Here is a 20939-nt window from a genome sequence, read left to right on the forward strand (position 1 = left end):
AACATGAGGGTGCATCCGGCGTGAACGCCAGAACGCTTTTCCAGTGCGCAGGCAAAGTGCCACAATGCGCCACCGATCACGAATTGCGGCCGATGCCATGACAGAGCTCAATCCAGGCGATGAGATAGCGCACTGCGTTAGGACGGATCGCCTGCACCAGCTGTTCGTCCAGTCGGCACCCGCTGTGCTTGGCAGTTTCCTGGCGGCGGCAATGCTGTGTTGGTTGGGCTGGGAGCGTTTCGACCAGCAAACGGTAGCCGTCTGGATGACAGTGCTGAGCCTGTCGACGGCCCTGCGCACCGCGATGTTCGTCGCCTACCTGCGAGCCCCCGCCAGCCAACGCACGGCCGAACGCTGGGAGTGGCGCTACTGGGCCACCCTGGCGTTGTCCGCGGCAGTCTGGGGCTTGGGCGCACTGGCGGTGATGCCTGCCGACGACCTGTTGGGGCAGGCATTGATCATGCTGTTTGCCGTGGGCATGTCCGTCAGCGCGGTCTCGTGTTACTCCTCGTACCGCAACATGACCCTGGTCTCGATCGCCTTGGTACTGCTGCCTTGCACCGGCTGGCTGCTGCTGCAGCCATCCGCGCTGCAACAGGGCATCGCCCTGGCGGTGCTGGTGTTCGCCTCGTTCGTGGTCAATGCAACGAACAGCCTGTCTTCAGCGCTGGTCACCGCCTGGCGCCTCAGGCATGAAATGGAGCGCGCGCACCGCCTTGCCATCGTGGCCTCATGCACGGACGAACTTACCGGCTTGAACAACCGGCGTGCCTTCTTTGACTGCGCCCTGGCGCAGCACACCCTGTGCCAGGAGGCGCAGACGTACGTAGCCGTGCTGATGCTGGACGTCGACCATTTCAAACAGATCAACGACACCGCCGGGCATGCGGCGGGCGACCAGGTGTTGCAACGGATCGGGGCAGCCATCAGCGCCAGCCTGCGTGCTGACGATATCGCCGGCAGGCTGGGCGGCGAAGAATTCGCCATCCTGCTACCCGACACGCCTCTGGCCACTGCCAGCGAGATCGCCGAGCGCCTGCGGACCTTGATAGCAAAGCTGAGCGTCAACAGCGAACACGCCGTTACCGCCAGCATAGGCCTGGCCTTCGCCAAAGCCCCCGCCAGTGAACTCGATACCTTGCTCAGCAGTGCCGACAAGGCCATGTACCGTTCCAAGGCATCAGGCCGCAACCGGGTGACGGTTGTCGACCACATGCATGCAACCGCCTGATGGTACGGCTGGCCAGGGCCTGACGCCTGACCGCTTGCCCTGATTTGGTTCGACTTTTTCAGTAAACCCGGGCGTGCACCCATTTAATGCAGCAAGCTGCGGCCGGCGGCGCGCTCCGCCCACGCCAACCTCCGTCAAATCGCCTGATATTGTCGCGATATTGATAGCAACAAGCGCACTCACGCTGTTCCAGAGCCATTTTTGTTCCTGACGCTTGCGACCTGCCCGTTCCGGCATCGTCATTGCAACGCCCTCTCCCGATCGCTTGGCAAGCGAGAAACGAAACTGCCGACGAGTCGTGGCAAGGAGTGGGTATGTCCCGGGCTTTTTTCAATGAAATGTATGAGGCAAACGGAAGTTGCCGCCCGCACTATCAGGAGTTCGCCCGCTGGCTGGCGAACACACCGCTGGAACTGTTGGAACAACGGCGGCATGAGGCCGACCTGCTGTTCCACCGGGCCGGTATCACCTTCACCCTCTACGGTGACCAGCAGGACACCGAGCGGTTGATCCCCTTCGACATCATCCCGCGCAGCATCCGCGCCAGCGAATGGCGCATCGTTGAACGTGGGTGTATCCAGCGGGTTCAGGCGCTGAACCTGTTCCTCCAGGACATCTACCACGATCAGCGCATCCTCAAGGCCGGCATCATTGCGCCAGAGCAAGTGCTGGCCAACGAGGGTTATCAGGTCGCCATGCAGGGCCTGAACCTGCACCGCGGGCTGTACGCCCATATCGCCGGCGTCGATTTGGTACGCGACAGCGATGGTACGTATTACGTACTGGAAGATAATCTGCGCACCCCCAGCGGCGTCAGCTACATGCTCGAAGACCGCAAGATGATGATGCGCCTGTTCCCTGAACTGTTCGCCGCCCAACGCATCGCACCGATCGACCACTACCCCAACCTGCTGCTCGACACACTCAAGAGTGCCAGCCCGCTGGACAATCCGACCGCCGTGGTGCTTACCCCCGGGCGCTTCAACAGCGCCTACTTCGAGCACGCCTTCCTGGCGCGGGAGATGGGCATCGAGCTGGTCGAAGGCGCCGACCTGTTCGTGCGCAACGACCACCTCTACATGCGCACCACCGCAGGCCCGCAGCAAGTGGACGTGATCTACCGCCGCCTGGACGACGAATATCTCGACCCTCTGTCGTTCAACCCTGATTCGATGCTGGGGGTACCGGGGCTGATCTCGGTGTACCGGGCTGGCAACGTCGTGCTGGCCAACGCGGTGGGCACCGGCGTTGCCGACGACAAGTCGATCTACCCCTACGTCGACGAGATGATCCGCTTCTACCTGAGCGAGGAGCCGATCCTGAAGAACGTGCCCACCTGGCAATGCCGCAAGCCACAGGACCTGTCCCACGTTCTGGCCCACCTGCCCGAGCTGGTGGTCAAGGAAACCCAAGGCTCCGGCGGCTATGGCATGTTGGTCGGCCCCGCTGCAACGGCGGCGCAGATCGAGGACTTCCGTGCGCGCATCAAGGCGCGCCCGCACGCCTACATCGCTCAGCCCACCCTGTGCCTGTCCACCTGCCCGACTTTCGTCGAAAGCGGTATCGCGCCGCGCCACATCGACCTGCGTCCGTTCGTGCTGTCAGGCAGCGAAACGCGCCTGGTGCCGGGCGGCCTGACCCGCGTTGCACTGCAGGAAGGCTCGCTGGTGGTCAACTCGTCGCAGGGCGGCGGCACCAAAGACACCTGGGTGGTGGAGGACTGAGCCATGCTTTCGAGAACCGCTTCCGACCTGTACTGGATGTCCCGCTACCTGGAGCGCGCCGAAAACCTCGCGCGCATGCTCGAGGTCAGCTACTCGCTGTCGCTGATGCCGCAAGCCGGCCGTTCGGATGGCCACACAGAGCTCGCCATGTCGCTGCTGGCATCCGGCACGCTGGACGATTACATCCGCAAGCACGCCGAGCTGGACACCGAGCGCATGCTGCACTTCTTTGCGTTGGACGCGAACAACCCCAGCAGCATCTATTGCTGCCTGCAGGCAGCGCGCACCAACGCCCATGCGGTGCGTGGGCGCATAACCGCCGACATGTGGGAAAACATCAACGCCACCTGGATCGAAATGCGCAACATCGCCAGCAATGGCCTTGGACGCTATGGCATCAGCCAGTTCTGCGACTGGGTCAAGGAACGCTCCCACCTGTTCCGCGGCGCAACCGCTGGCACCATCATGCGCAACGATGCCTACAGCTTCATTCGCCTGGGCACCTTCCTGGAGCGGGCGGACAATACCCTGCGCCTGCTCGATGCCCGCTACGAAATGTTCGGCGAAACTTCCGAGGAGGTCAGCGACGACTCGGCAAGGGGTTACTACCAGTGGAGCGCCTTGTTGCGCGCCCTGACGTCCTACGAAGCCTTCAACGAAATCTACCGCAACGCGCCCAGCGCACGGCCGGTGTCGGAGCTGTTACTGCTGCGCGTCGACGTGCCACGGTCATTGCATGCCTGCATCGAAGAGCTCGACCAGATCCTCGCCGCGCTGCCTGGCACTACCGGCCGCGCCGCACAACGGATGGCTGCCGAACTCAACGCGCGGCTGCGCTACACCGCCATCGATGAAATTCTCGAAGCCGGGCTGCACCTGTGGCTGACCGACTTCATCGGCCGCATCCACCAACTGGGCCAGACCGTGCACAATTCCTACCTGGAGGTCGTATGAAACTGTCCATTCGCCACGACACCACCTACAGCTACGCCAGTGACGTGTGCAACAGCATCCAGTTCCTGCGCCTGACACCACGCAGCAGCGAGCGCCAGCGCATCCTCGAGTGGCAACTGGACCTGCCCTGCAAGGTGAACAGCCAGATCGACCCGTATGGCAATATCCTGCACGTACTGACCCTGGACAAACCCCATGGCCACCTGGCCCTTACCGCCAGTGGCCAGGTGGAAATCGACCCGGGCTGTGAACATGAGGCCGGCGGCCAGTCGCCCCTGCCTTTTCTGCGCAGCAGCCACCTCACCCAGGCCAGTGACGCACTCAAGGCCTTTGCCACCCAGCAGTGCGGCGAGCGCCGCGACCGGGGCGCGCTGACCGCCCTGATGCAAGGGCTGGCCGACCATATGCCCTACAGCCCGGGGGCTACTTCGGTGGGCACCACCGCCAGCGAGTCATTTGCCGGCGCCGCCGGGGTGTGCCAGGACCATACCCACGCCTTCCTGGCCTGCGCCCGTAGCCTGGGCGTCCCGGCGCGCTACGTGTCCGGCTACCTGTGTACCGAAGACGAAACCCACCTGGCCAGCCACGCCTGGGCCGAAGCCTGGATCGATGATGCCTGGTACAGCTTCGACGTCACCAACCGCCTCACCCGGCCCGAACGGCACCTGAAACTGGCGGTCGGTCTGGATTACCTCGACGCCTGCCCGGTCCGGGGCGTGCGCCGCGGTGGCGGCGTCGAATCCATGCAGGCCAGCGTCCACGTGCACCGCCAGTAAGCGCCTGGCGCAACGCTAGCGGCCCCGTCGCGCCCTGCGCGGCGGGGCCGCTCCATTCCAAGAACAAGGTAGAAAGCATGACCTACTGCGTCGCTATGCATTTGGCGGACGGGCTGGTATTCATCTGCGACTCCCGCACCAATGCCGGGATCGACCAGATATCCACGTTTCGCAAACTGTTCGTTTTCAGCGTGCCGGGGGACCGGCTGATCGTCCTGCAGACCGCCGGCAACCTTGCCACCTCGCAATCGGTGGTCAACCTGCTTGAGCAACGTAGCCGAGGTACCGGCAGCCACCTGCTGAACGTCGGCACGCTCTACGACGCGGCGGCACTGGTGGCCGAAACCCTTCGCGAAGTCATCACCCGTGACCGCAGCAAGCTGACGGCGCAGATCGACCTGAGCGCCTCGTTCATGGTGGGCGGCCAGATCGCGGGCAGCGCCATGGGCATCTACAACGTCTACGCCCAAGGCAACTTCTTCCAGGCAACGCCGGACACGCCGTTCCTGCAATTGGGCGAGAGCAAGTACGGCAGACCGATTCTCGACCGCAACCTGACCTACGACACGCCCTTGGACGAAGCGCTGCGCTGCGGCTTGATCTCATTCGACTCGACCATTCGCAGCAACCTGTCGGTCGGCATGCCGCTGGACCTTTTGGTGTATGGCAGGGACAGCCTCACGGCCAGGGAGCCGGTGCGCATCCATCAAGACGACCCCTACTACAGCCATATCCGCAAACAATGGGGTGACGGTTTGAAAAGCCTGCTGGGCGAGCTGACCCCGCCACCGCCGGGCTTCATGGCCGAATGAGCCAGGCCCCCTCGGTCAAGCCAGTAGGCTTATCACCAGATCCGCGATGTTGATAGGCACGTATGCCACGGTCAACAGCGAATAGGCCTTACGCGACCGGGCTGCAAACACGCACAGGGGGATCACGATCATCATCACGTCAAAAGCGCCCCAAAGCGCCAGCGGCGAGGCGCCGAACAGCAGCATGTTGACGATGAACCCAAGCAGGTAAAAGCCCGACAGGAACAGCAGCGCGTACCGGCCATCCTGCTCGAAGTACAGGCGCAGCCCTCCCACTTCGTCCTCGCTTCGGCTGGGCAACATCAGCGCCGAGGAAACGAACAGCGAAAGCGCCAGCAGCACCAGCAGCAAAAATTCCTGGAACGAGAAGGTCGCCCTTACTTGTGGCAGTGCATTGACCGCCCACCAGAAATCCATCTGTGTGGTGAAGAGCATGACCGCCCAGACCAGGGCCACCCAATCAGGGGCAGCGCTACGCCGAATACGAAAGACCGTCAGCGCGCCCAGCAGCAGGCGGGTGACCGACAGCCCCAAGATCATCGAGAGGACGGTAGCAACGATAGGGAAATTGCTCATGGTGCTTCCTGCCAGCCACTGTTGTGGACAGCGTAGGCGGCGCACAGCAAACTTTGAAAAAATGAGTCGGTAGTTTGGGCTTGGCGTGGGATTTTCAGTGCCTGTGACCCCGAGCGCCACCCTGCGCCCGACGCAGGTGGTTGCGCCCCAGGAAAACAGCGGCGACATCAATCCAAGGAGCCTGCATGTCAGAACGCAGTAACAGCGAGGTGAAGTCCTGCGACTCTGCCTGGTCGGTCTTTCTGATTTTCCTGCGCCTGGGGCTGACTTCCTTCGGTGGTCCCATTGCGCACCTGGGCTACTTTCGCGAAGCGTTGGTATCGCGCCGCCAATGGCTCAGTGAACGCAGTTACGCCGAACTGGTCGCCCTGTGCCAGGTCCTCCCCGGCCCGGCGAGCAGCCAGGTCGGGATAGGCCTTGGCCTCTCACGCGCAGGTTTCGCGGGCGCGGTGGCTGCCTGGGCAGGCTTCACATTGCCATCGGCCATGATGCTGATCCTGTTGGCCCAGGGCATCTCGGCATGGGGCGGCGCCTTCCCTGGTGGTTTGCTGCACGGCCTGAAGATCGTTGCAGTCGCGGTTGTCGCCCAAGCGGTGTGGGGCATGGCACGCAGCCTTTGCACCGATGTTGCGCGTGTGACCATCGCCTTGTGCGCCACCTGCGCGGCGCTTGTGTGGCCCACTGCGCTGGGGCAGACCAGCGTGATCGTGTGTTCTGCCTTGGCAGGCTGGGTGCTGTTCAAGTCCACGCCACCTCCGGCAGCGGAAAGACTACCGTTTTCAGTCAGCCGCAAAACCGGCCTGATCGCGCTGACAGTGTTCTTTGCTCTGTTGCTCGGGCTACCGCTGCTGGCCCAGGTCTGGCCGTCGCAGGTCCTGGCGATGGTGAACGCCTTCTACAACGCAGGCTCACTCGTCTTCGGTGGTGGGCATGTGGTGCTGCCGTTGCTGCAGTCGGCGACAGTGCCCAATGGCTGGGTCAGCAACGACACCTTTCTGGCGGGTTATGGCCTGGCACAGGCGGTACCGGGGCCCCTCTTCACCTTTGCGGCATTTCTGGGGGCATCCATGACCGTGCAGCCCTCCGGCTGGGTGGGCGCTACGGTCTGCATTCTGGCCATTTTCACTCCCTCCTTCCTGCTGGTGGTCGGCGTCTTGCCCTTCTGGCAAACACTGCGGCACAGCGCGCGTAGCCAGGCCGCGCTGGGTGGTGTGAACGCAAGCGTGGTAGGGCTGCTATTAGCCGCCCTGTACCACCCGGTCTGGACGAGCGCCATTGCCAGCCCATCGGACTTCGCTTTTGCGCTCACAGCCCTCGTGGCCCTGATGTTCTGGAAGATGCCACCCTGGCTGGTGGTCCTGGGCTGCGGCCTGTTTGGCTGGCTGCTTACTGCAATGCAAACGTCAGGGTAGCTGCCAGCCCGCCGCTGGCCCTGTTCTCAAGGCGCACCTGGCCGCCCATGCGCTCGGTGATGGTAGCCACGATCGAGAGCCCAAGCCCTGCCCCATTGGGGCTATTGCGGCTGTAGAAGCGCTCGAACACCCGCCCGAGGCTGGCCTCGTCGATGCCCGGCCCTTCATCTTCGACAACCAGTTCGAGGCGATTGGCCAGGCGCTTGAGTGATACGGTGATGCGCCCACCGGGCGGTGAATGCTCCACTGCATTGGACACCAGGTTCTGCAGGGCGATGGCCAACGCACCAGCATCGATCAGCAGACCGTGGTCACCCTCGCTGATATCCAGCGAGGGCTCAAGGCCGCGGTCCAGTATCCAGGGTGTGAGATCCGCCAGCACATCGGTGACCACTTCACTCAGGTCGACAAGGGCGGTGGGACGCTGACCGAGGCGCGGCTCGACACGGGCCAAGGTCAGCAACTGGTTGACTACCCGGGTCAGCCGGTCCACACCGCCAATCAGAAAGCCCAAGGCTTTCTGGCGCTCGGCATCGGTAGTGGCGGCTTGTGCGTTTTGCGCATGCAGGCGCAGGATCGCCAGCGGGGTGCGCATCTCATGGGCGGCGTCTGCGATGAACCGATGCTCGCGCCGCAACAGGTCCTCGATCTGCGCCAGCAGGCGGTTGATGGCAGCCTGCATGGGTTCCAGTTCGGTCGGCAACGGCACCAGTTGCAAAGGCTCCAGGGAGTCGGCATGGCGCGCACGAATCACATCGGCCATGTTCTGCAACGGCCGCAATCCCCAGCCGATGGCTGCCCAGACCAGCACTACCAGGCCCAGGCTGCCGAGCAGAAACGGTAACAGGGTATGGCGCACGATGCGGTCGATCAGGTCGTAGCGCACATCGTCGCGCTCACCCACCCAGATCACCCATTGCTTCTCGGGCACCGGTAGAACGAAGCCACGCCATTGCTCGCCACCGCTGGCGAAATCATAAAAGCCAGGGGCCGTGGGCGGTGCGTCGAGCGTCGGCGCACTGGGCGTGTGCACCAGCAGCCGCCCTCCCTCACCCCATACCTGGAACGCCAGCTTGCTTTCATAGGGGTGGCCCACGCGATGGCGCCCGGCCTTGCCCAGCGCTTCGTTGAACGCCCGATACAGTTTTTCGCGATTGCCATCCTGCACCGGCAGGTTCATGACACCCTGCAGCAGCCGGGCATTCTGAGCCATGTGGGCATCGTAGACTTCGTTGATCTCGCGCCGGCTGTCGTGATAGTTGTACAGCGCCAACAAACCGGTGCCGAGCAGCATCAGCGCCATCACCCGCCACAGCGTACGCTGGCGCAGCGAGCTCATAGCTTGCCCTCGACCAGATACCCGATACCGCGCACCGTGCGGATCAGGCCGTTGAACAGCTTCTTGCGCAGGTGATAGATGTTCACTTCCAGCGTGTTGCTTTCAGGCTCCTCGTCCCAGCCGTACAGCAGCTGGGTCAGCCGCTCACGGGTAAACACTTTGCCCGGTTGCGCCAGCAGCTCGTGCAGCAGCCGATACTCCTTGGGCGTCAATACCACAGGTACGCCGTTGTAGTGCACCTGCTGAGTGGCAGGGTCAAGGCTTACGCCTGCGTGCTCGATGAGCACCGTGGCCCGGCCGGCACTGCGCCTGAGCAAGGCGCGCAGCCGAGCCTTGAGCTCGTTGAGGTCGAAGGGCTTGACCAGGTAGTCGTCGGCACCGGCATCCAGGCCGATGATGCGATCCTCGGTGGCATCGCGCGCGGTAAGGATCAGAACCGGCAGGCTGTCGCCTCCTGCCCTGACCCGTCGCAGCAACTCGATGCCACCCAGGCGCGGCAGGCCGAGGTCGAGGATCACCAGGTCGAACATTTCGTTTTGCAGGGCATGCAGCCCGCTCAGGCCATCGCGCAACCAGTCGAGGGTATAACCCTCCTGGCGCAACCCGTCGCAGATCCCCTCACCCAGGGCGGTATCATCCTCAACCAGCAGCAGCCGCATGTTCAGTCCTGTTTGTCCTTGATGGCCTTGAGTAAAGCATCGATATCCCTGCGCCGGCCTTGGTCGGCCAACTCGCGTCCCGGGCGTGGCGGCGCCTGCCGGGCTTTTTCCAGGGCGGCAGTGGCCTGCGCATAGCGCTTTTGCCGGAACAGATGATCGGCCCAGAAGTAGTTGCTGTCGATACCATTGGGGTTGATCTGCAGCGCCTTGCGCAACAAGGTGTCGGCCTTGTCACTGTCACCAAAACCGATAGGCCAGCCGGGCACCTGGTCGTACAAGGTACCCAGGCTGGTATACGCCGAGCCCTGCAGGGCACTGGGGTCGAGTTTGATCGCCTCTTCCAGGCTGGCCTTGGCCGACTTGACCTTGCCCAACGCCCCCAGCCCGCCAATGGCACCTGCCCAACTGCTGTTGATGATGCCCTCCCAGATCAAGGGTTCGGCCGAACCAGGGTGCTGATGAACCAGCGTGGAGGCGTCGCTTGCCAGTCTCTCGAACGCCCCGGCGCGCTTGCTTTCAGGCATCTGGTACTGAATCTGCGCCCAGCGCTGTTGCAAGTCAGCCAGTTGTTGGCTGCCAGCCTGGTCCAGCGCCCAGGTGAGCGGTGCGAAGGCCAGCAGGCCAGCGATGAACAGACCTTTCATTTGAGCGACTCCTTGGAATGACTGGCGATGTATCGATGGATCACCGGCAGTTGCTTGCGCAGCGCACGGTCGACCACACCGGGCAACATGCCGTTGATGCGCACGAAGAGCTTTTCCGGCCACCCCAGGTACAGCTCGTTGCGTTCTGACTGCACGGCCTTGAGCACCGCGCGGGCCACATCCGCAGGGTCGTCCATGCCGACCTTCAGTGCCTGGTTGAGCGCCGTGGCGGCGGTGCTGTTCATCGCGGTGCGGGTTGCCCGGGGTGCGGCGTACATGACATTCACCGAGGTATCGGCCAGCTCCCGGCGTAGCGCCTCGGAAAAACCGCGCAGGGCGAATTTGCTGGCGCAGTAGGTGGCGTAACCTGGGTAACCGATCGAGCCGTAGGTGGAGCCGACGTTGACCACCATCGCCCGGGGTTGTTCGCGCAGCAGCGGCAGGCACACACGGGTCAGTTGCACCGCGGCCTTGAGGTTGATGTCCAGCAGTTCGTCCAGCGCCTCCTCGTCTAGCTGATCAAGCAGGGCAAAGCGGTTCACGCCTGCAGCATTGATCAGGACGTTGACGCCCCCCATCGCCCGGGCGCGGGCAAGCACCTGTTCACGCCCCTGATGGCTGCGCAGGTCGGCCGACTGCCACAGCAGCCTGTCGTGGTAACGGTTCATCAGGCCGGCGAGTTTGCCCATCTGCCGGCTCACCGCCAACACCCGGGCACCGGCTGCGCACAACTGTTCGGCCAGCTCCAGGCCGATGCCTCCGCTGGCGCCGGTGAGGATCACTACGCACTCAGGCAAGCGCATGACGCACCTCATGCAGGCCCGCACGCGGCAGCCCCTGGAACATGTCGGTGTACAGGCGGTAAACCACTTTGGCCGCATGGATCACAGCGCGCTGGTCATCAGCGTCATCAAGGCGGTCCATCAGGCGCTTGTAAGTGACCATATGGTCCTGGTCCAGAGCGCCGTGGGAGCTGAGGTAACTGAAGGCCCGGTCCGGCAACGCCAACGTGCTCTGGATCGTGCCGGCAGCCTGGGTGGCCAAGGCAACGCTGGTGCCTTCGAGCACGTTGACCATGCCAAACAGCCCGACCGGGTTGCCACGGGCGATCAGGTCGTAAAGGTACGCGACCATCAGCTCGATCGGCAGTGCTGGCCGAGCGTCACGCACCGCTTCCCAGTCACCGCCACAGGCATTGATGTCATTGAGGATCCACTGCTCGTGGCCATACTCCTCCTCGATGTATTCGCACACAGCGCCGCGCAGCCATTCCAGGCGCGAAGGCAGGCGCGCCCCGCACGCCATCATCAGCGGCACAGTGTGGCGTACATGGTGGTATGCCTGGGTCAGGAAGGCCACATAACTGTCGAGGCTGACGTGGCCCGCCAACGCATCGCGTATGACCGGCACGGCGAACAGGGCCTGGCGCTCCTGGGTGGTTTGCAGTTGCAGCGTGTCGAAAAAAGACATGGCAGCCCTCACAACGGGGTATCGGATAACAGGGAGTGGTAACGCCGCAGGATGGCCTCGCGTCGCGGGCGGCCGTTGGCGGTCAGGGTGTCGTCGGTACTGGACAGCGGGCACGGCAGGCGACGCCAGGCATGTACCCGGGCATAGTCCGGCAGCAAGGCATTGCACTGCTGTACGGCCTGGTCGATGAGGGTGTCGGGGGTGGCAGGGTCCAGCGGCCAGAGCAATGCCAGGTTCTTTGGCTGGGCCTCGCCATGCACGAACGCTTGGGCGATCACACCGCCCTGGGTCAGTTCGGCCTCGACCCATTCCGGGTTGACGTTGCGCCCGAAACTGGTGATGAACTGGTGTTTCTTGCGGCCATCGAGGTACAGGTAGCCCTCCTCGTCGAGGTGGCCGAGGTCGCCTGTAGCCCACCAGCTATCGCAGACGGGTGGTTCCTCCAGGTAGCCGAGCAACACTGAGCCCGCCACCAGCACCTCCCCGTCCTCGGCGATACGCACCTGCACGTGGGGCAGCGGTTTGCCGACACTGCCCCGGCGGGTTGCGCCAGGCCGGTTCAAGGCCACCACCGAAGCGCACTCGGACAAGCCATAGCCTTCGAACACCGGCAGGCCGATCGCTTCGGCGCGGGCCAACAGGCTGGGCGCCACCCGGGCACCGCCGACCGCAACGAAGCGCAGCGCCCCCACCGGCATCAGCCCGCGCTCGATGGCAGTGACCAACCCCATCAGCAGCTGCGGCACCAGGATCAGGCTTTGCGCGCCGCTCAGGGCGATTGCCCCCAGCAAGCGCTTGAAATCGACCTGGCTGGCCCCCCCCATCCCCAGTTGTGCCTGGGGATACAGCAATACACTCGCGCCAGCCATCAGTGCGGCATAAACACCAAGGTTTTCCAGCAGCACACCCAGCGGCAGCACCACCAGGTAACGCTGCGGCTCACTGGGACGGCTGGCCACCTCCAGTTCTCGGGCTACCCGCAACAGGGCTTCGGCAGACAGGCACACGCCTTTGGGCTTGCCCGTGCTGCCAGAGGTGTAGGTGATCTTGGCAGTACCGGGCGGCAGCGCCGCAGTGGCGTCTGCCTCGCGAACCCAAAACCCATCCTGTTGGGCGAACCCAAGCTCAGCGAGCGGCGCGCACCATTGCGAGCCGCACAGCACATGGCTGGGGCCGCTCTGCGCGATGCAGTGGCTGAATTGGGCAACACTGAAGAACGGGGGCACGACCACGCAGGGGCGCTGGGTAAAAAGCGCCGCCAGATCCCAGAAGAGCAACTGCGGGCCATTATCCAGGGCCAGTACCAGCGTGCCTGGCGAACGCGTGCGCAAATCTTGGATGCGCAAACCCACTTCTGCCAGTAGTTGCCTGAATGTGAAGCGCTCTGTCGAATCTTGTACGGCGATTGCGTCACCGTGGTCGCGGGCATACGAGACCAGCAGCTGATGAAAACGCTCCAGCTCATGCGGCATGGCCAGTTTCCTCAAAAACCATTGGCAAGCCCAGGCGCTGGAACACCCCTGCCCTGCTCAAGGCATCGAAGCCACTACCGATATTGCCGGCAAAGACTTTCGGGTGCTGGGCGTAGTAGGTCCCCCACTGGTCCACCTGCCCGTTCAACCGGGCTGGGTCGGCCGACGCCAGTACCGATGGCACCAGCCCCAAGCGCTGAAAGCTGTTGATCAATGTCGTCGCGCCGGTGAACGCCACCCACCTCAAGCCGCGCAGGGCCAGCAACCAGGTCACCGCGATGATCATGATCCGCGCGCTACCGGCACTGAGCGCGGCCAAGTTGCCGACTTCGACCATGCACGCGCGCTCAAGGGTGCAGCCCGCCACGCGAGAAACTGCAGCTTCCAGCGGTTCATCCAGGTAGTGCTCCAGGAACAGCGGCCCGCTGCTGGCCGGGCGCATGCCTGCGGCAGCGACCAGCCGCCCCTGGCTGTCATGCAACGCCAGCAGTTCGGGCAGGTAATGGTGCACATCAGCGTGATGCACGTTGGCAAAACACTGATGGATGAAATGCTCAAGCTCATCGCGCCCCGGGGCCTTGTGCAGATGAAGCGACAAGTGAGCCTGGTGGTCGACGTGGCTGCCGATAGGCAATGGGAGCAGGCTGCTCCACTGAGACTGGGTCATGAAACTCCCCCCGTTTGGGCTTGATGGGGTGAGTATCTGTGGTCAATCTGAAGGCAATCTGAAGTTACGGATTTGACCTGCGTTGTTGGGCTGCTCCCCCACCATCGTCATCGCCGGCAAGCCAGCGCCTAATTGGCAGGTGGGTGATCTTTATCAATCCCCTGCTGATTTTCAGTTGTAGAACCGACACGATGGCCATTACCGGCCACACTTCGCTCAGAGCCGCAGGGGAGCCGTCGATGCTGACCGTCACGCTGATCAACGCGCTGGTCGTGGTGCTGGTGGTGGTGATCCATTATGAATGCCTGCTGCGCCTGAACGACTGGCTACCGCGGCTCAAGCTCTGGAGCCGGTTCCGCATCGTCATCGGGGTGCTCGGCGCACTGGCGGCCCATGCACTGGAAGTGTGGTGCTTTGCCCTGGCCTATTACCTGATGGCCAGTACCGAGGGCTGGGGCACGCTGAGTGGCAACTTCGACGGCACGTTCATGGACTGCGTGTATTTCTCGTTCACCACCTATACCACCATCGGTTTCGGCGACATCACGCCCAGCGGCGACCTCAAATACCTCACAGGCCTGCAGGCACTCACGGGGCTGGTGATGATCACCTGGACGGCCTCCTTTCTGTTTCTGGAAATGCAGAAATACTGGAAGGCCAAGTAGCGAGGCGTGGGCCTATCAACCCGGCAATTGACAACGATCAAGCGCGCCAAAGGCAACGCCTTGAAACTGAACCTCCTTTGAACACCCGCAAACTAAAAGGAGGCTTGCCATGGCATCCGCCGACACACCCCGTCCACAAGCAGCACCGGCATTTCCTGCGACCACCGGCGAACACTGGATCGAAGCACTCGGCAATGGCACCCATGTGCTGATCAGGCCCTTGCAGCCCAAGGATCGTGAACGCGAAAAGAACTTCATCGAACGCCTGTCTCCTCAGTCGCGCCACTTCCGTTTTCTGTCCCAGCTCAAGGAGCCTGGGGAAGCCCTGCTGGACCAACTGATGGTGGTTGATCAGGACCAGCATATGGCCTATGTGGCCCTCGCGCATGTCGACGGTGAGCTGCAGGAAGTCGGTATCTCCCGCTACGCCACCGGTGCGGATAACCAAGCATGCGAATGCGCCGTTACCGTGCTCGACAGCTGGCAGCGTCACGGCCTGGGTACATTGCTGCTCCGGCACCTGATCGACCACGCACGGGCCAAGGGCCTGCGCCAGATGTATTCGATTGACGCTGCGGCCAATGTGGCGATGCGCGACCTGGCCCAGGCAGCTGGGTTTACCACGGCCAGAGACCCGGACGACCCAAGCCAGGTGATTCACCGGCTATCGCTGGCCTGAGGCGGTGCTGCGGCGGTAGCCTCGGGCAGCAGGTCCAGTTGCTCCAGGCACCGCCGCTCATCAGTCTCGGTCAGCCCTTTGAAAGCACTGACCTCCAGCAACGGCGTATTGAACAGCGCCAGCCGAAGGACGCCATTGCGCTCCAGAAACGTCTGCGCCAGGCACTGACAGACGGGCTTGGCGATCAACGCGGCGAGCGCTTGGTCCTCTGGCAGATCGACCTGTGCCTGCAGGTTGGTCTCGCAGCCGTTGACGATGCCTTGCACGGAGCGGCTGGCGAGCCCTAGTGTGCCGACGCCCAGCATCGCCAGCAGTAGCAGCATGCCCAGCAGAATGTTCGACTCTCTGGCCACATCCCGGACAATGGCAAGCCTTGCCTGCCAACCTGTGGCCTGCCCGGAAAAAATGGTGGTGCCCACTGTTTTCTTGAAAACCCGGTGCACGCCCAACCCGACCGCCGCGCTCAGCGTCAGCAGCGTCAACGCAATGGCCGGCTCATGCATCGGCAGGCGCCAGGCTGGGCCCAGTACCTGGTAAACCGAGGCGGCAATGGCCAATGTGGCGATGGCCGCGATCCACCCAATGCTGCCCTTGGGCCGTCTTGCCCAGGCGCTTAGCCTGACCCTGGTTTGCATGTTCATGAAAGCCTCCAGCCCCGGGTCAACGCACAGGGTCTATGGCAACGGTTTCCATGTGCTCGGGCACGCACACCTGCCAGCCGAGCTCAAGGCTTATCCGCCGACGCAAGGTGTCCGCAGCATGCGGTTCGCCATGAATGACGTAGGTTTGCCGCGGTGGCCGGGTGAAACCGCGCAACCACTCCATGATTTCGTCCGCGTCGGCATGGGCCGACAGATTGTCCATGGCGAAGACGTGCGCGCGAATCGGCACGTCTTCGCCATGCAGGCGCACGCTGCGCGCCCCGGCAACGATATCCGCGCCCCGGGTCCCACCCGCCTGAAAACCAGAGAACAGGATGCTGTTGTGCGCGTTGGGCGCCAGCGCTTTGAGGTGATGCAACACCCGCCCCCCCGTGGCCATGCCGCTGGCGGCAATGATCACCGCTGGTTCGCGCAACTGGTCCAGGCGCCTGGACTCATCGACCGTGCGGATGATCTGCGTACCCTTGCACATCTGCGCGCATTCCAGCGCCGTCAGGCGGTGCTCACGCCTGAACTGCTGGTACAGGGCGGTGGCATCCGTGGCCATCGGGCTGTTCAGGTACACGGGGATGTCGGGTATCAGCCCGTCACGCTTGAGCCTGTACAGGTAATACAGCAACAGTTGCGCACGGCCCACCGCGAAAGACGGCACCAACGTGATGCCATGGCGCAGCAGGGTCTGGTTGATCACGTCGGCCAAGTAGCGTTCCGGGGCTTGGGCGGGGTGTGAGCGGTCACCGTAGGTCGACTCCACCAGCAGCACATCGGCCGCACCGATCAGCTCGGGTGCACGCATCACGGGATCGTTGGGCCGCCCCAGGTCACCTGATGACACCAGCGTCTGACCATCCACCGTCAGTTGCACGGTCGCCGCGCCCAGAATGTGCCCGGCCGTGCGCAGCAACAGTTCGACACCCGGTGCGATCGGGGTACGCTGGTGCAACTCGACGGGCCTGAACAGCTGCAGCGCACGTTTGGCATCCTGCTCGGTGTACAAGGGCCGGGCCGGCGAATGCTTGGAATAGCCATGACGATTGGCATGGTCGGCCTGTTCCTCCTGCAACCGGGCGCTGTCGAGCAACAGGATTTCAGCAAGGGCACAGGTTGCCGGGGTGGCATACACAGGCCCGCTGAAGCCCTCGCGCGCCAGCACCGGCAGGTAGCCGCTGTGGTCCAGGTGGGCATGTGTGAGCACTACCGCATCGACCGCCCGCAGCGCCGCCGGCAGTGGCTCCCAATTACGCAGGCGCAGTTGCTTGTAACCCTGGAAAAGCCCGCAGTCGATCAACACCCGTGTCGAATCACGCGTCAGCAGGAACTTGCTGCCCGTCACCGTGCCCGTACCGCCGAAGAAGGTCAGTTGCATGGTGGCGGCTCCCAAGTATCGATCACGCAGGGGTGAACGGACAGCACGCTGCACGGTGGGTCGCTCACTATGCGCTCGGTGGTGTCGCCCAGCAGCTTGCTCAGCCCCCTGGGCTGCACAACCCCCATAACCACCACGTCGATGTCCAGGGCCGCCACTTGCTCGCGAATCACTTGCACTGCCCCTCCTTCCTTGAAGTGCCGGCAATCGTGGGGCACACCTTCGGCATCGGCCAATGCATCGAACGACACCTGCAAGGCATCTCGCATCTCCTCGACCCAGGTCTGCGTCACCAGCATTTCTGGGGCGAACACACCCGCCAGGTCATATGCACCCAGCAGATGCAACTGCGCATCGCATTGCAACGCCAGGGCATCGGCTGCACGGATGAGGGCGCGATTGAACAGCATCTGGTCATGGGGTTCATCGTGCAGGGCGGTGTCCACGGCGACCAGTATGCGTTTTGGCAAGGACGCGGCTGCCCGAGGTACGAAATGCAGCAAGCACTGGCACGCTCGCAGCAGCGCGCAGTCCAGTGGCGTGGCGAAAAATCGGGCCAGTGCCGGTGTTTTTTCGGTGTCCTTGATGACCATATCGGGCTTGAGCTCGCGGATGTAATCGGCGGCCTGCTCGCGCAGGTCTTCGGCCTTGACGGTATCGAACGTCAGGCAGGCATCGCTGGGCCGGTGACGCTCGACCAGGGCCTCGAGCTGCTCGCGATAGCGCCCGTATTGGCGCTGCATCTCGGCTTCGTTCAGCTGTTCCTGGCGTAACGAATGGTCCGCGTGTGGCTCGAACAGCCCAACGATATGCACCGCTGCGCCGCTGACATGCGCCAGGGCAAGCGCCCGGCGCAAAGCCGCCGAGTGCGGGTCGATGTCGGTAAGCAGCACCAGCAGTTGTCGATACTGACCCATGGGAAACCTCCGGCCGCACGCGGCGATGGCAAGTAGCATCGATCTTCGAACACCCTGCCATAGCGCGTTTGATGCAGATCAGAAAGTCACCAGTGGCGCACCAAGTTGATCAATGTCAGAACCATGACGCCGCCTCACGGTACAACCAGTACAGCCCACGTTGGTCGAGCCCTCTGGAGGCCCTATGAACAAGCCGTTGCTGGAAACCGAAGATTCAAGCGAGCACTGGATAGACACCCTTGCTGACGGCACAGCCGTGCTGATTCGGCCGCTACGCGATGATGATCACGAACGGGACAGTCGCTTTGTGAGCACGATCAGCCATGAGGCCCGCCGTTTTCGTTTTCTCGCCGGGCTCAGCGGTGGTTTGCCCGGCCTGGACGCGCAGTTGATGCCGGTCGACGGTCACCAGCACATGGCCTACGTAGCGCTGGCCCATGACAATGGCCAGCTGCATCAGCTTGGCGTCAGCCGCTATGCCGCGATACCGGGCAGCCACAATTGCGAATGCGCCGTGGCTGTCGACGAGCGCTGGCAGCGCAAGGGGCTGGGCAAGCTGTTGCTGCAGCACCTGATCGCCGCGGCACGGCGCAATGGTTACCAGTGCATGGTGTCCAGGGACCTCTCGAACAACTACGCCATGCACCGGCTGACCAAGGCGCTGGGGTTCACATCGCGCTACCTGGGCGGCGATGTCAGCGAAATCCTCCATGAACTTGACCTGCGCAGGTGAAACAAGGCCCTTGCGGGCCTTGCCCCTCTAACCTTGCGAATGTTCGGGTGATAACACCAGCACACTGGTGCTGAGCCGGTGCAGGATCCGCTCGGCCGTACTGCCGATGAACCAGCCGATGCCGTGATGGTGGTAGCTGCCCATCACCAGCACATCGATGTCGTTGTTGTCCATGAACAGCGCCAGCACCTTGGCCGGGTCCCCCACCCGCATGTGGCGGTGCTCGAAGGCAATCCCGTTGCGCTCGGCCAATGCCTGGAAGGCATCGGCCTGGGCCTCGTGAAGTGTCCGCGAACGGTTCGAATCGAACAGGAACGAATGCTCCCGAGTGCCTTCGGCGTTCAGGTACATCGCGCCCATGTCGTAGGCATACAGCAGTTCGATCTGAGCGTTGCATTGCAGGGCCAGCTTGAGCGCTTCGCTGATGATCAGGTCGTTGAAGCCTTCGAACTGATCCTCCGGCCGCGACAGGTCGACCGCTGCCAGTATCCGGCGCGGCAAGGCATTACTGGCGTTGTGCACCAGGTGCAGCGCAATCCGGGTGTCACGCAGCAGCTGCACGTCCAGCGAGGTGAACATGGCTCGTATCCACCAAGGCTCATGTTCGAGCCCCTTGATCAGCATGGCAAACGGCTGTTCACGTAGATGCACCTGGATCTCGTCCAAGGGGTGCTGTACCCACAACACCTCGGTAGTGACCGTCACACCATTGCGGCGCATCGACGATGCCTGGGTTTCCAGCCATTGACGATGTTGCTGCACATACCCCTCGCGCATGACTGCCAAGGCCTGGTCGTTGACCAGGCCGGCAGTGGCCAGGCCCTCGAGGTAGTCGAACGCCACGATGTGCAATGGCATGCCCTTGGCTTTGGCCAGCGCCGCCGCTCGATCAAAGACCGGCGTGCGGCGCATCAAGGGCGAAGCGATGAAAAGAAGTCTTTGCGAGTTGGTCATGGCACACCTCTGCGGGCTCGATGAGTACCTCGATGCTCTGCTGCCGGCGGCTGCCCGGTTTGATGTATGTCAACAGTGCAAGCGAGCAGACCAACGGCTGTTGCCGCTTACCGGGCAATTGACACGGATCAAGACTTATTGGTTTTTTCGGCGCACGCTGTACCTAGCCTCGCTGCTGACAAGGACGCCATTGCGCCTCGAATCAATCGCTATTGCTTGCCCATGCAGGCACTGGAGGTTCCGATGAACGTCTACGTCGAGAAAAGCGCCAATGACAACCGCTGGTGGGTCCACATGGACGAATGGCGGGTGAGTTTTAGAACCCCCATAGAAGCCGAACAGTTCGTCGGCGTGCTGACCGCCCGGCTTAACGCGCCCCATTCACTGAGCAAGATCGCCACCGTCGCTTCCAGACCGGCGAGGGAGGCCTGAGATGTCGGGCCTGATCGACGTTCAGTCGCTCGGCGAGCCGGTACAGCTGCGCCCGCCCCCACCCATTCACCTGCAACCACTGGCATCGCGCTGCAATGGGTGCCGGGTCAATGGCTTGTGCTTGCCCACGGGGTTGCCGCTGCGCGACAACAGCAGCCTGGGCACATTGATCGGCCCGCGCATCCGCATCAGGAAGGGGGCTGCGCTCTTCAATGCCAATATGCCCCTGAGCGCTTTGTACGCCGTGTATTCAGGCAGTTTCAAGACCAACCTGAACAATGCCGAAGGCCAGGGTGTTGTCATCAATTTCTGGATGCCGGGCGACGTACTGGGGCTCGACGCCATCGCCACCGAGCACCATGTCTGTGACGCCATTGCCCTGGAAGACAGCGAAGTCTGCCCCGTCCCATACCATCGGCTGCAGGCCCTGGCGCGTGATTTTCCCACGCTGCAGCAGAGTTTGAACCGCCTGATGAGCAGGGAAATCATCCGCGAGCATGAGCGCGTGCTGATGCTGTGCAACCTCTCTGCCGAGCAGCGGCTGGCCAGTTTTCTGCTGGGCTTGTCCCGACGCTTCGTCAGTCGCGGCTATTCATCCCACGGCTTCATGCTACGCATGTCGCGCGAGGACATGGCCTCCTACCTGGGGCTGCGCCTGGAAACCATCTGCCGCTCGGTCGCCCACTTGCGCGCCCTGGGTATCGTCAACCTGCACGGTCGGCTGGTGGAAATTCTGGACATGCCTGCGCTGATGGCACTGGAACTGGGTTACCCAAACAGCCCGCCTCACTGAAC

General features: G+C 63.0%; 23 protein-coding genes. 11 read left to right on the forward strand and 12 right to left on the reverse strand.

All coding sequences use genetic code 11. The annotated features are described in order from the left end of the window. Positions 1-184 precede the first annotated feature (184 nt). The 5 genes from OSW16_RS15650 (at position 185) to OSW16_RS15670 (ending at position 5497) form a co-directional block, all read left to right on the forward strand. Positions 185-1231: a sensor domain-containing diguanylate cyclase gene (locus OSW16_RS15650; RefSeq protein ID WP_267823990.1), complete on the forward strand. Its 1047-nt coding sequence runs from the start codon at positions 185-187 to the stop codon at positions 1229-1231. A gap of 314 nt (positions 1232-1545) precedes the next feature. Beyond that, entirely contained in the window at positions 1546-2955 is a 1410-nt protein-coding gene (locus tag OSW16_RS15655) for a circularly permuted type 2 ATP-grasp protein (protein ID WP_241803768.1), read from the forward strand. Positions 2956-2958: 3 nt separating this feature from the next. Next, a complete protein-coding gene (locus OSW16_RS15660; protein ID WP_267816578.1) occupies positions 2959-3909 on the forward strand; it encodes an alpha-E domain-containing protein in 951 nt (316 codons plus the stop codon). Further along, positions 3906-4685, forward strand: a complete 780-nt coding sequence (locus OSW16_RS15665; RefSeq protein WP_241803770.1) for a transglutaminase family protein — start codon at positions 3906-3908, stop codon at positions 4683-4685. Before OSW16_RS15660 ends, OSW16_RS15665 begins: the two co-directional genes overlap by 4 nt. 77 nt (positions 4686-4762) lie before the next feature. Beyond that, entirely contained in the window at positions 4763-5497 is a 735-nt protein-coding gene (locus tag OSW16_RS15670) for a proteasome-type protease (protein ID WP_267816580.1), read from the forward strand. A gap of 15 nt (positions 5498-5512) precedes the next feature. On the opposite strand, the gene OSW16_RS15675 is transcribed toward OSW16_RS15670, so the two are convergent. Continuing rightward, positions 5513-6073 carry a hypothetical protein gene (locus OSW16_RS15675; protein ID WP_267823992.1) on the reverse strand — a complete coding sequence of 187 codons (561 nt, stop codon included), beginning with the start codon at positions 6071-6073 and terminating at the stop codon, positions 5513-5515. Positions 6074-6258: 185 nt separating this feature from the next. Between OSW16_RS15675 and chrA the strand changes: the two genes are divergently transcribed. Then, positions 6259-7485, forward strand: a complete 1227-nt coding sequence (gene chrA, locus OSW16_RS15680) for a chromate efflux transporter (RefSeq protein ID WP_267816582.1) — start codon at positions 6259-6261, stop codon at positions 7483-7485. Here chrA and OSW16_RS15685 read toward each other — a convergent pair. Genes OSW16_RS15685 through OSW16_RS15715 form a run of 7 tightly spaced genes read right to left on the reverse strand, consistent with a single transcriptional unit; the run spans position 7460 to position 13736 of the window. Further along, positions 7460-8824: a sensor histidine kinase gene (locus tag OSW16_RS15685; protein WP_267816584.1), complete on the reverse strand. Its 1365-nt coding sequence runs from the start codon at positions 8822-8824 to the stop codon at positions 7460-7462. The two genes, chrA and OSW16_RS15685, sit on opposite strands and share 26 nt — an antisense overlap. Continuing rightward, positions 8821-9483 carry a response regulator gene (locus OSW16_RS15690; protein ID WP_267816586.1) on the reverse strand — a complete coding sequence of 221 codons (663 nt, stop codon included), beginning with the start codon at positions 9481-9483 and terminating at the stop codon, positions 8821-8823. The genes OSW16_RS15685 and OSW16_RS15690 overlap by 4 nt, the downstream gene beginning before the upstream one ends. 2 nt (positions 9484-9485) lie before the next feature. Further along, a complete protein-coding gene (locus OSW16_RS15695; protein ID WP_267816588.1) occupies positions 9486-10127 on the reverse strand; it encodes a hypothetical protein in 642 nt (213 codons plus the stop codon). Continuing rightward, positions 10124-10930, reverse strand: coding sequence for an SDR family oxidoreductase (locus OSW16_RS15700; RefSeq protein WP_267816590.1), 807 nt, complete (start codon positions 10928-10930; stop codon positions 10124-10126). Before OSW16_RS15700 ends, OSW16_RS15695 begins: the two co-directional genes overlap by 4 nt. Continuing rightward, complete coding sequence (locus OSW16_RS15705) at positions 10917-11597, reverse strand: TenA family transcriptional regulator (protein WP_267816592.1); 681 nt, start codon at positions 11595-11597, stop codon at positions 10917-10919. Before OSW16_RS15705 ends, OSW16_RS15700 begins: the two co-directional genes overlap by 14 nt. An 8-nt stretch (positions 11598-11605) precedes the next feature. Then, positions 11606-13069 (reverse strand): AMP-binding protein, encoded by a 1464-nt coding sequence (locus tag OSW16_RS15710; RefSeq protein WP_267816594.1) that lies wholly within the window; start codon positions 13067-13069, stop codon positions 11606-11608. Beyond that, positions 13059-13736 carry a thermostable hemolysin gene (locus tag OSW16_RS15715; protein WP_267816596.1) on the reverse strand — a complete coding sequence of 226 codons (678 nt, stop codon included), beginning with the start codon at positions 13734-13736 and terminating at the stop codon, positions 13059-13061. The genes OSW16_RS15710 and OSW16_RS15715 overlap by 11 nt, the downstream gene beginning before the upstream one ends. A gap of 239 nt (positions 13737-13975) precedes the next feature. On the opposite strand from OSW16_RS15715, the gene OSW16_RS15720 reads away from it, so the two are divergent. Together OSW16_RS15720 and OSW16_RS15725 are read left to right on the forward strand one after the other, a co-directional pair. Next, entirely contained in the window at positions 13976-14401 is a 426-nt protein-coding gene (locus OSW16_RS15720) for a potassium channel family protein (RefSeq protein ID WP_267816598.1), read from the forward strand. Between the two features lie 109 nt (positions 14402-14510). Continuing rightward, the gene (locus tag OSW16_RS15725; RefSeq protein ID WP_267816600.1) at positions 14511-15080 is read left to right on the forward strand and encodes a GNAT family N-acetyltransferase; all 570 of its coding nucleotides are present in this window, start codon (positions 14511-14513) and stop codon (positions 15078-15080) included. Here the strand turns inward: OSW16_RS15725 and OSW16_RS15730 are convergent. Genes OSW16_RS15730 through OSW16_RS15740 form a run of 3 tightly spaced genes read right to left on the reverse strand, consistent with a single transcriptional unit; the run spans position 15059 to position 18025 of the window. Then, complete coding sequence (locus tag OSW16_RS15730) at positions 15059-15721, reverse strand: hypothetical protein (protein WP_267816602.1); 663 nt, start codon at positions 15719-15721, stop codon at positions 15059-15061. The two genes, OSW16_RS15725 and OSW16_RS15730, sit on opposite strands and share 22 nt — an antisense overlap. 19 nt (positions 15722-15740) lie before the next feature. Beyond that, positions 15741-17108 (reverse strand): MBL fold metallo-hydrolase RNA specificity domain-containing protein, encoded by a 1368-nt coding sequence (locus OSW16_RS15735; protein ID WP_267816604.1) that lies wholly within the window; start codon positions 17106-17108, stop codon positions 15741-15743. Continuing rightward, on the reverse strand, positions 17099-18025 hold the full coding sequence (locus tag OSW16_RS15740) for a universal stress protein (RefSeq protein ID WP_267816607.1): 927 nt from the start codon (positions 18023-18025) through the stop codon (positions 17099-17101). Before OSW16_RS15740 ends, OSW16_RS15735 begins: the two co-directional genes overlap by 10 nt. A gap of 184 nt (positions 18026-18209) precedes the next feature. On the opposite strand from OSW16_RS15740, the gene OSW16_RS15745 reads away from it, so the two are divergent. After that, the gene (locus OSW16_RS15745; protein WP_267816609.1) at positions 18210-18758 is read left to right on the forward strand and encodes a GNAT family N-acetyltransferase; all 549 of its coding nucleotides are present in this window, start codon (positions 18210-18212) and stop codon (positions 18756-18758) included. 27 nt (positions 18759-18785) lie between these two features. Here the strand turns inward: OSW16_RS15745 and OSW16_RS15750 are convergent, their stop codons facing one another. Beyond that, positions 18786-19712 (reverse strand): universal stress protein, encoded by a 927-nt coding sequence (locus OSW16_RS15750; protein WP_267816611.1) that lies wholly within the window; start codon positions 19710-19712, stop codon positions 18786-18788. A gap of 243 nt (positions 19713-19955) precedes the next feature. Between OSW16_RS15750 and OSW16_RS15755 the strand changes: the two genes are divergently transcribed. Beyond that, entirely contained in the window at positions 19956-20144 is a 189-nt protein-coding gene (locus tag OSW16_RS15755; RefSeq protein WP_267816613.1) for a hypothetical protein, read from the forward strand. 1 nt (position 20145) lies between these two features. Then, on the forward strand, positions 20146-20937 hold the full coding sequence (locus tag OSW16_RS15760; protein ID WP_267816615.1) for a helix-turn-helix domain-containing protein: 792 nt from the start codon (positions 20146-20148) through the stop codon (positions 20935-20937). Positions 20938-20939: the final 2 nt, after the last annotated feature.

This window comes from Pseudomonas putida (assembly GCF_026625125.1).
GTDB lineage: Bacteria > Pseudomonadota > Gammaproteobacteria > Pseudomonadales > Pseudomonadaceae > Aquipseudomonas > Aquipseudomonas putida_X.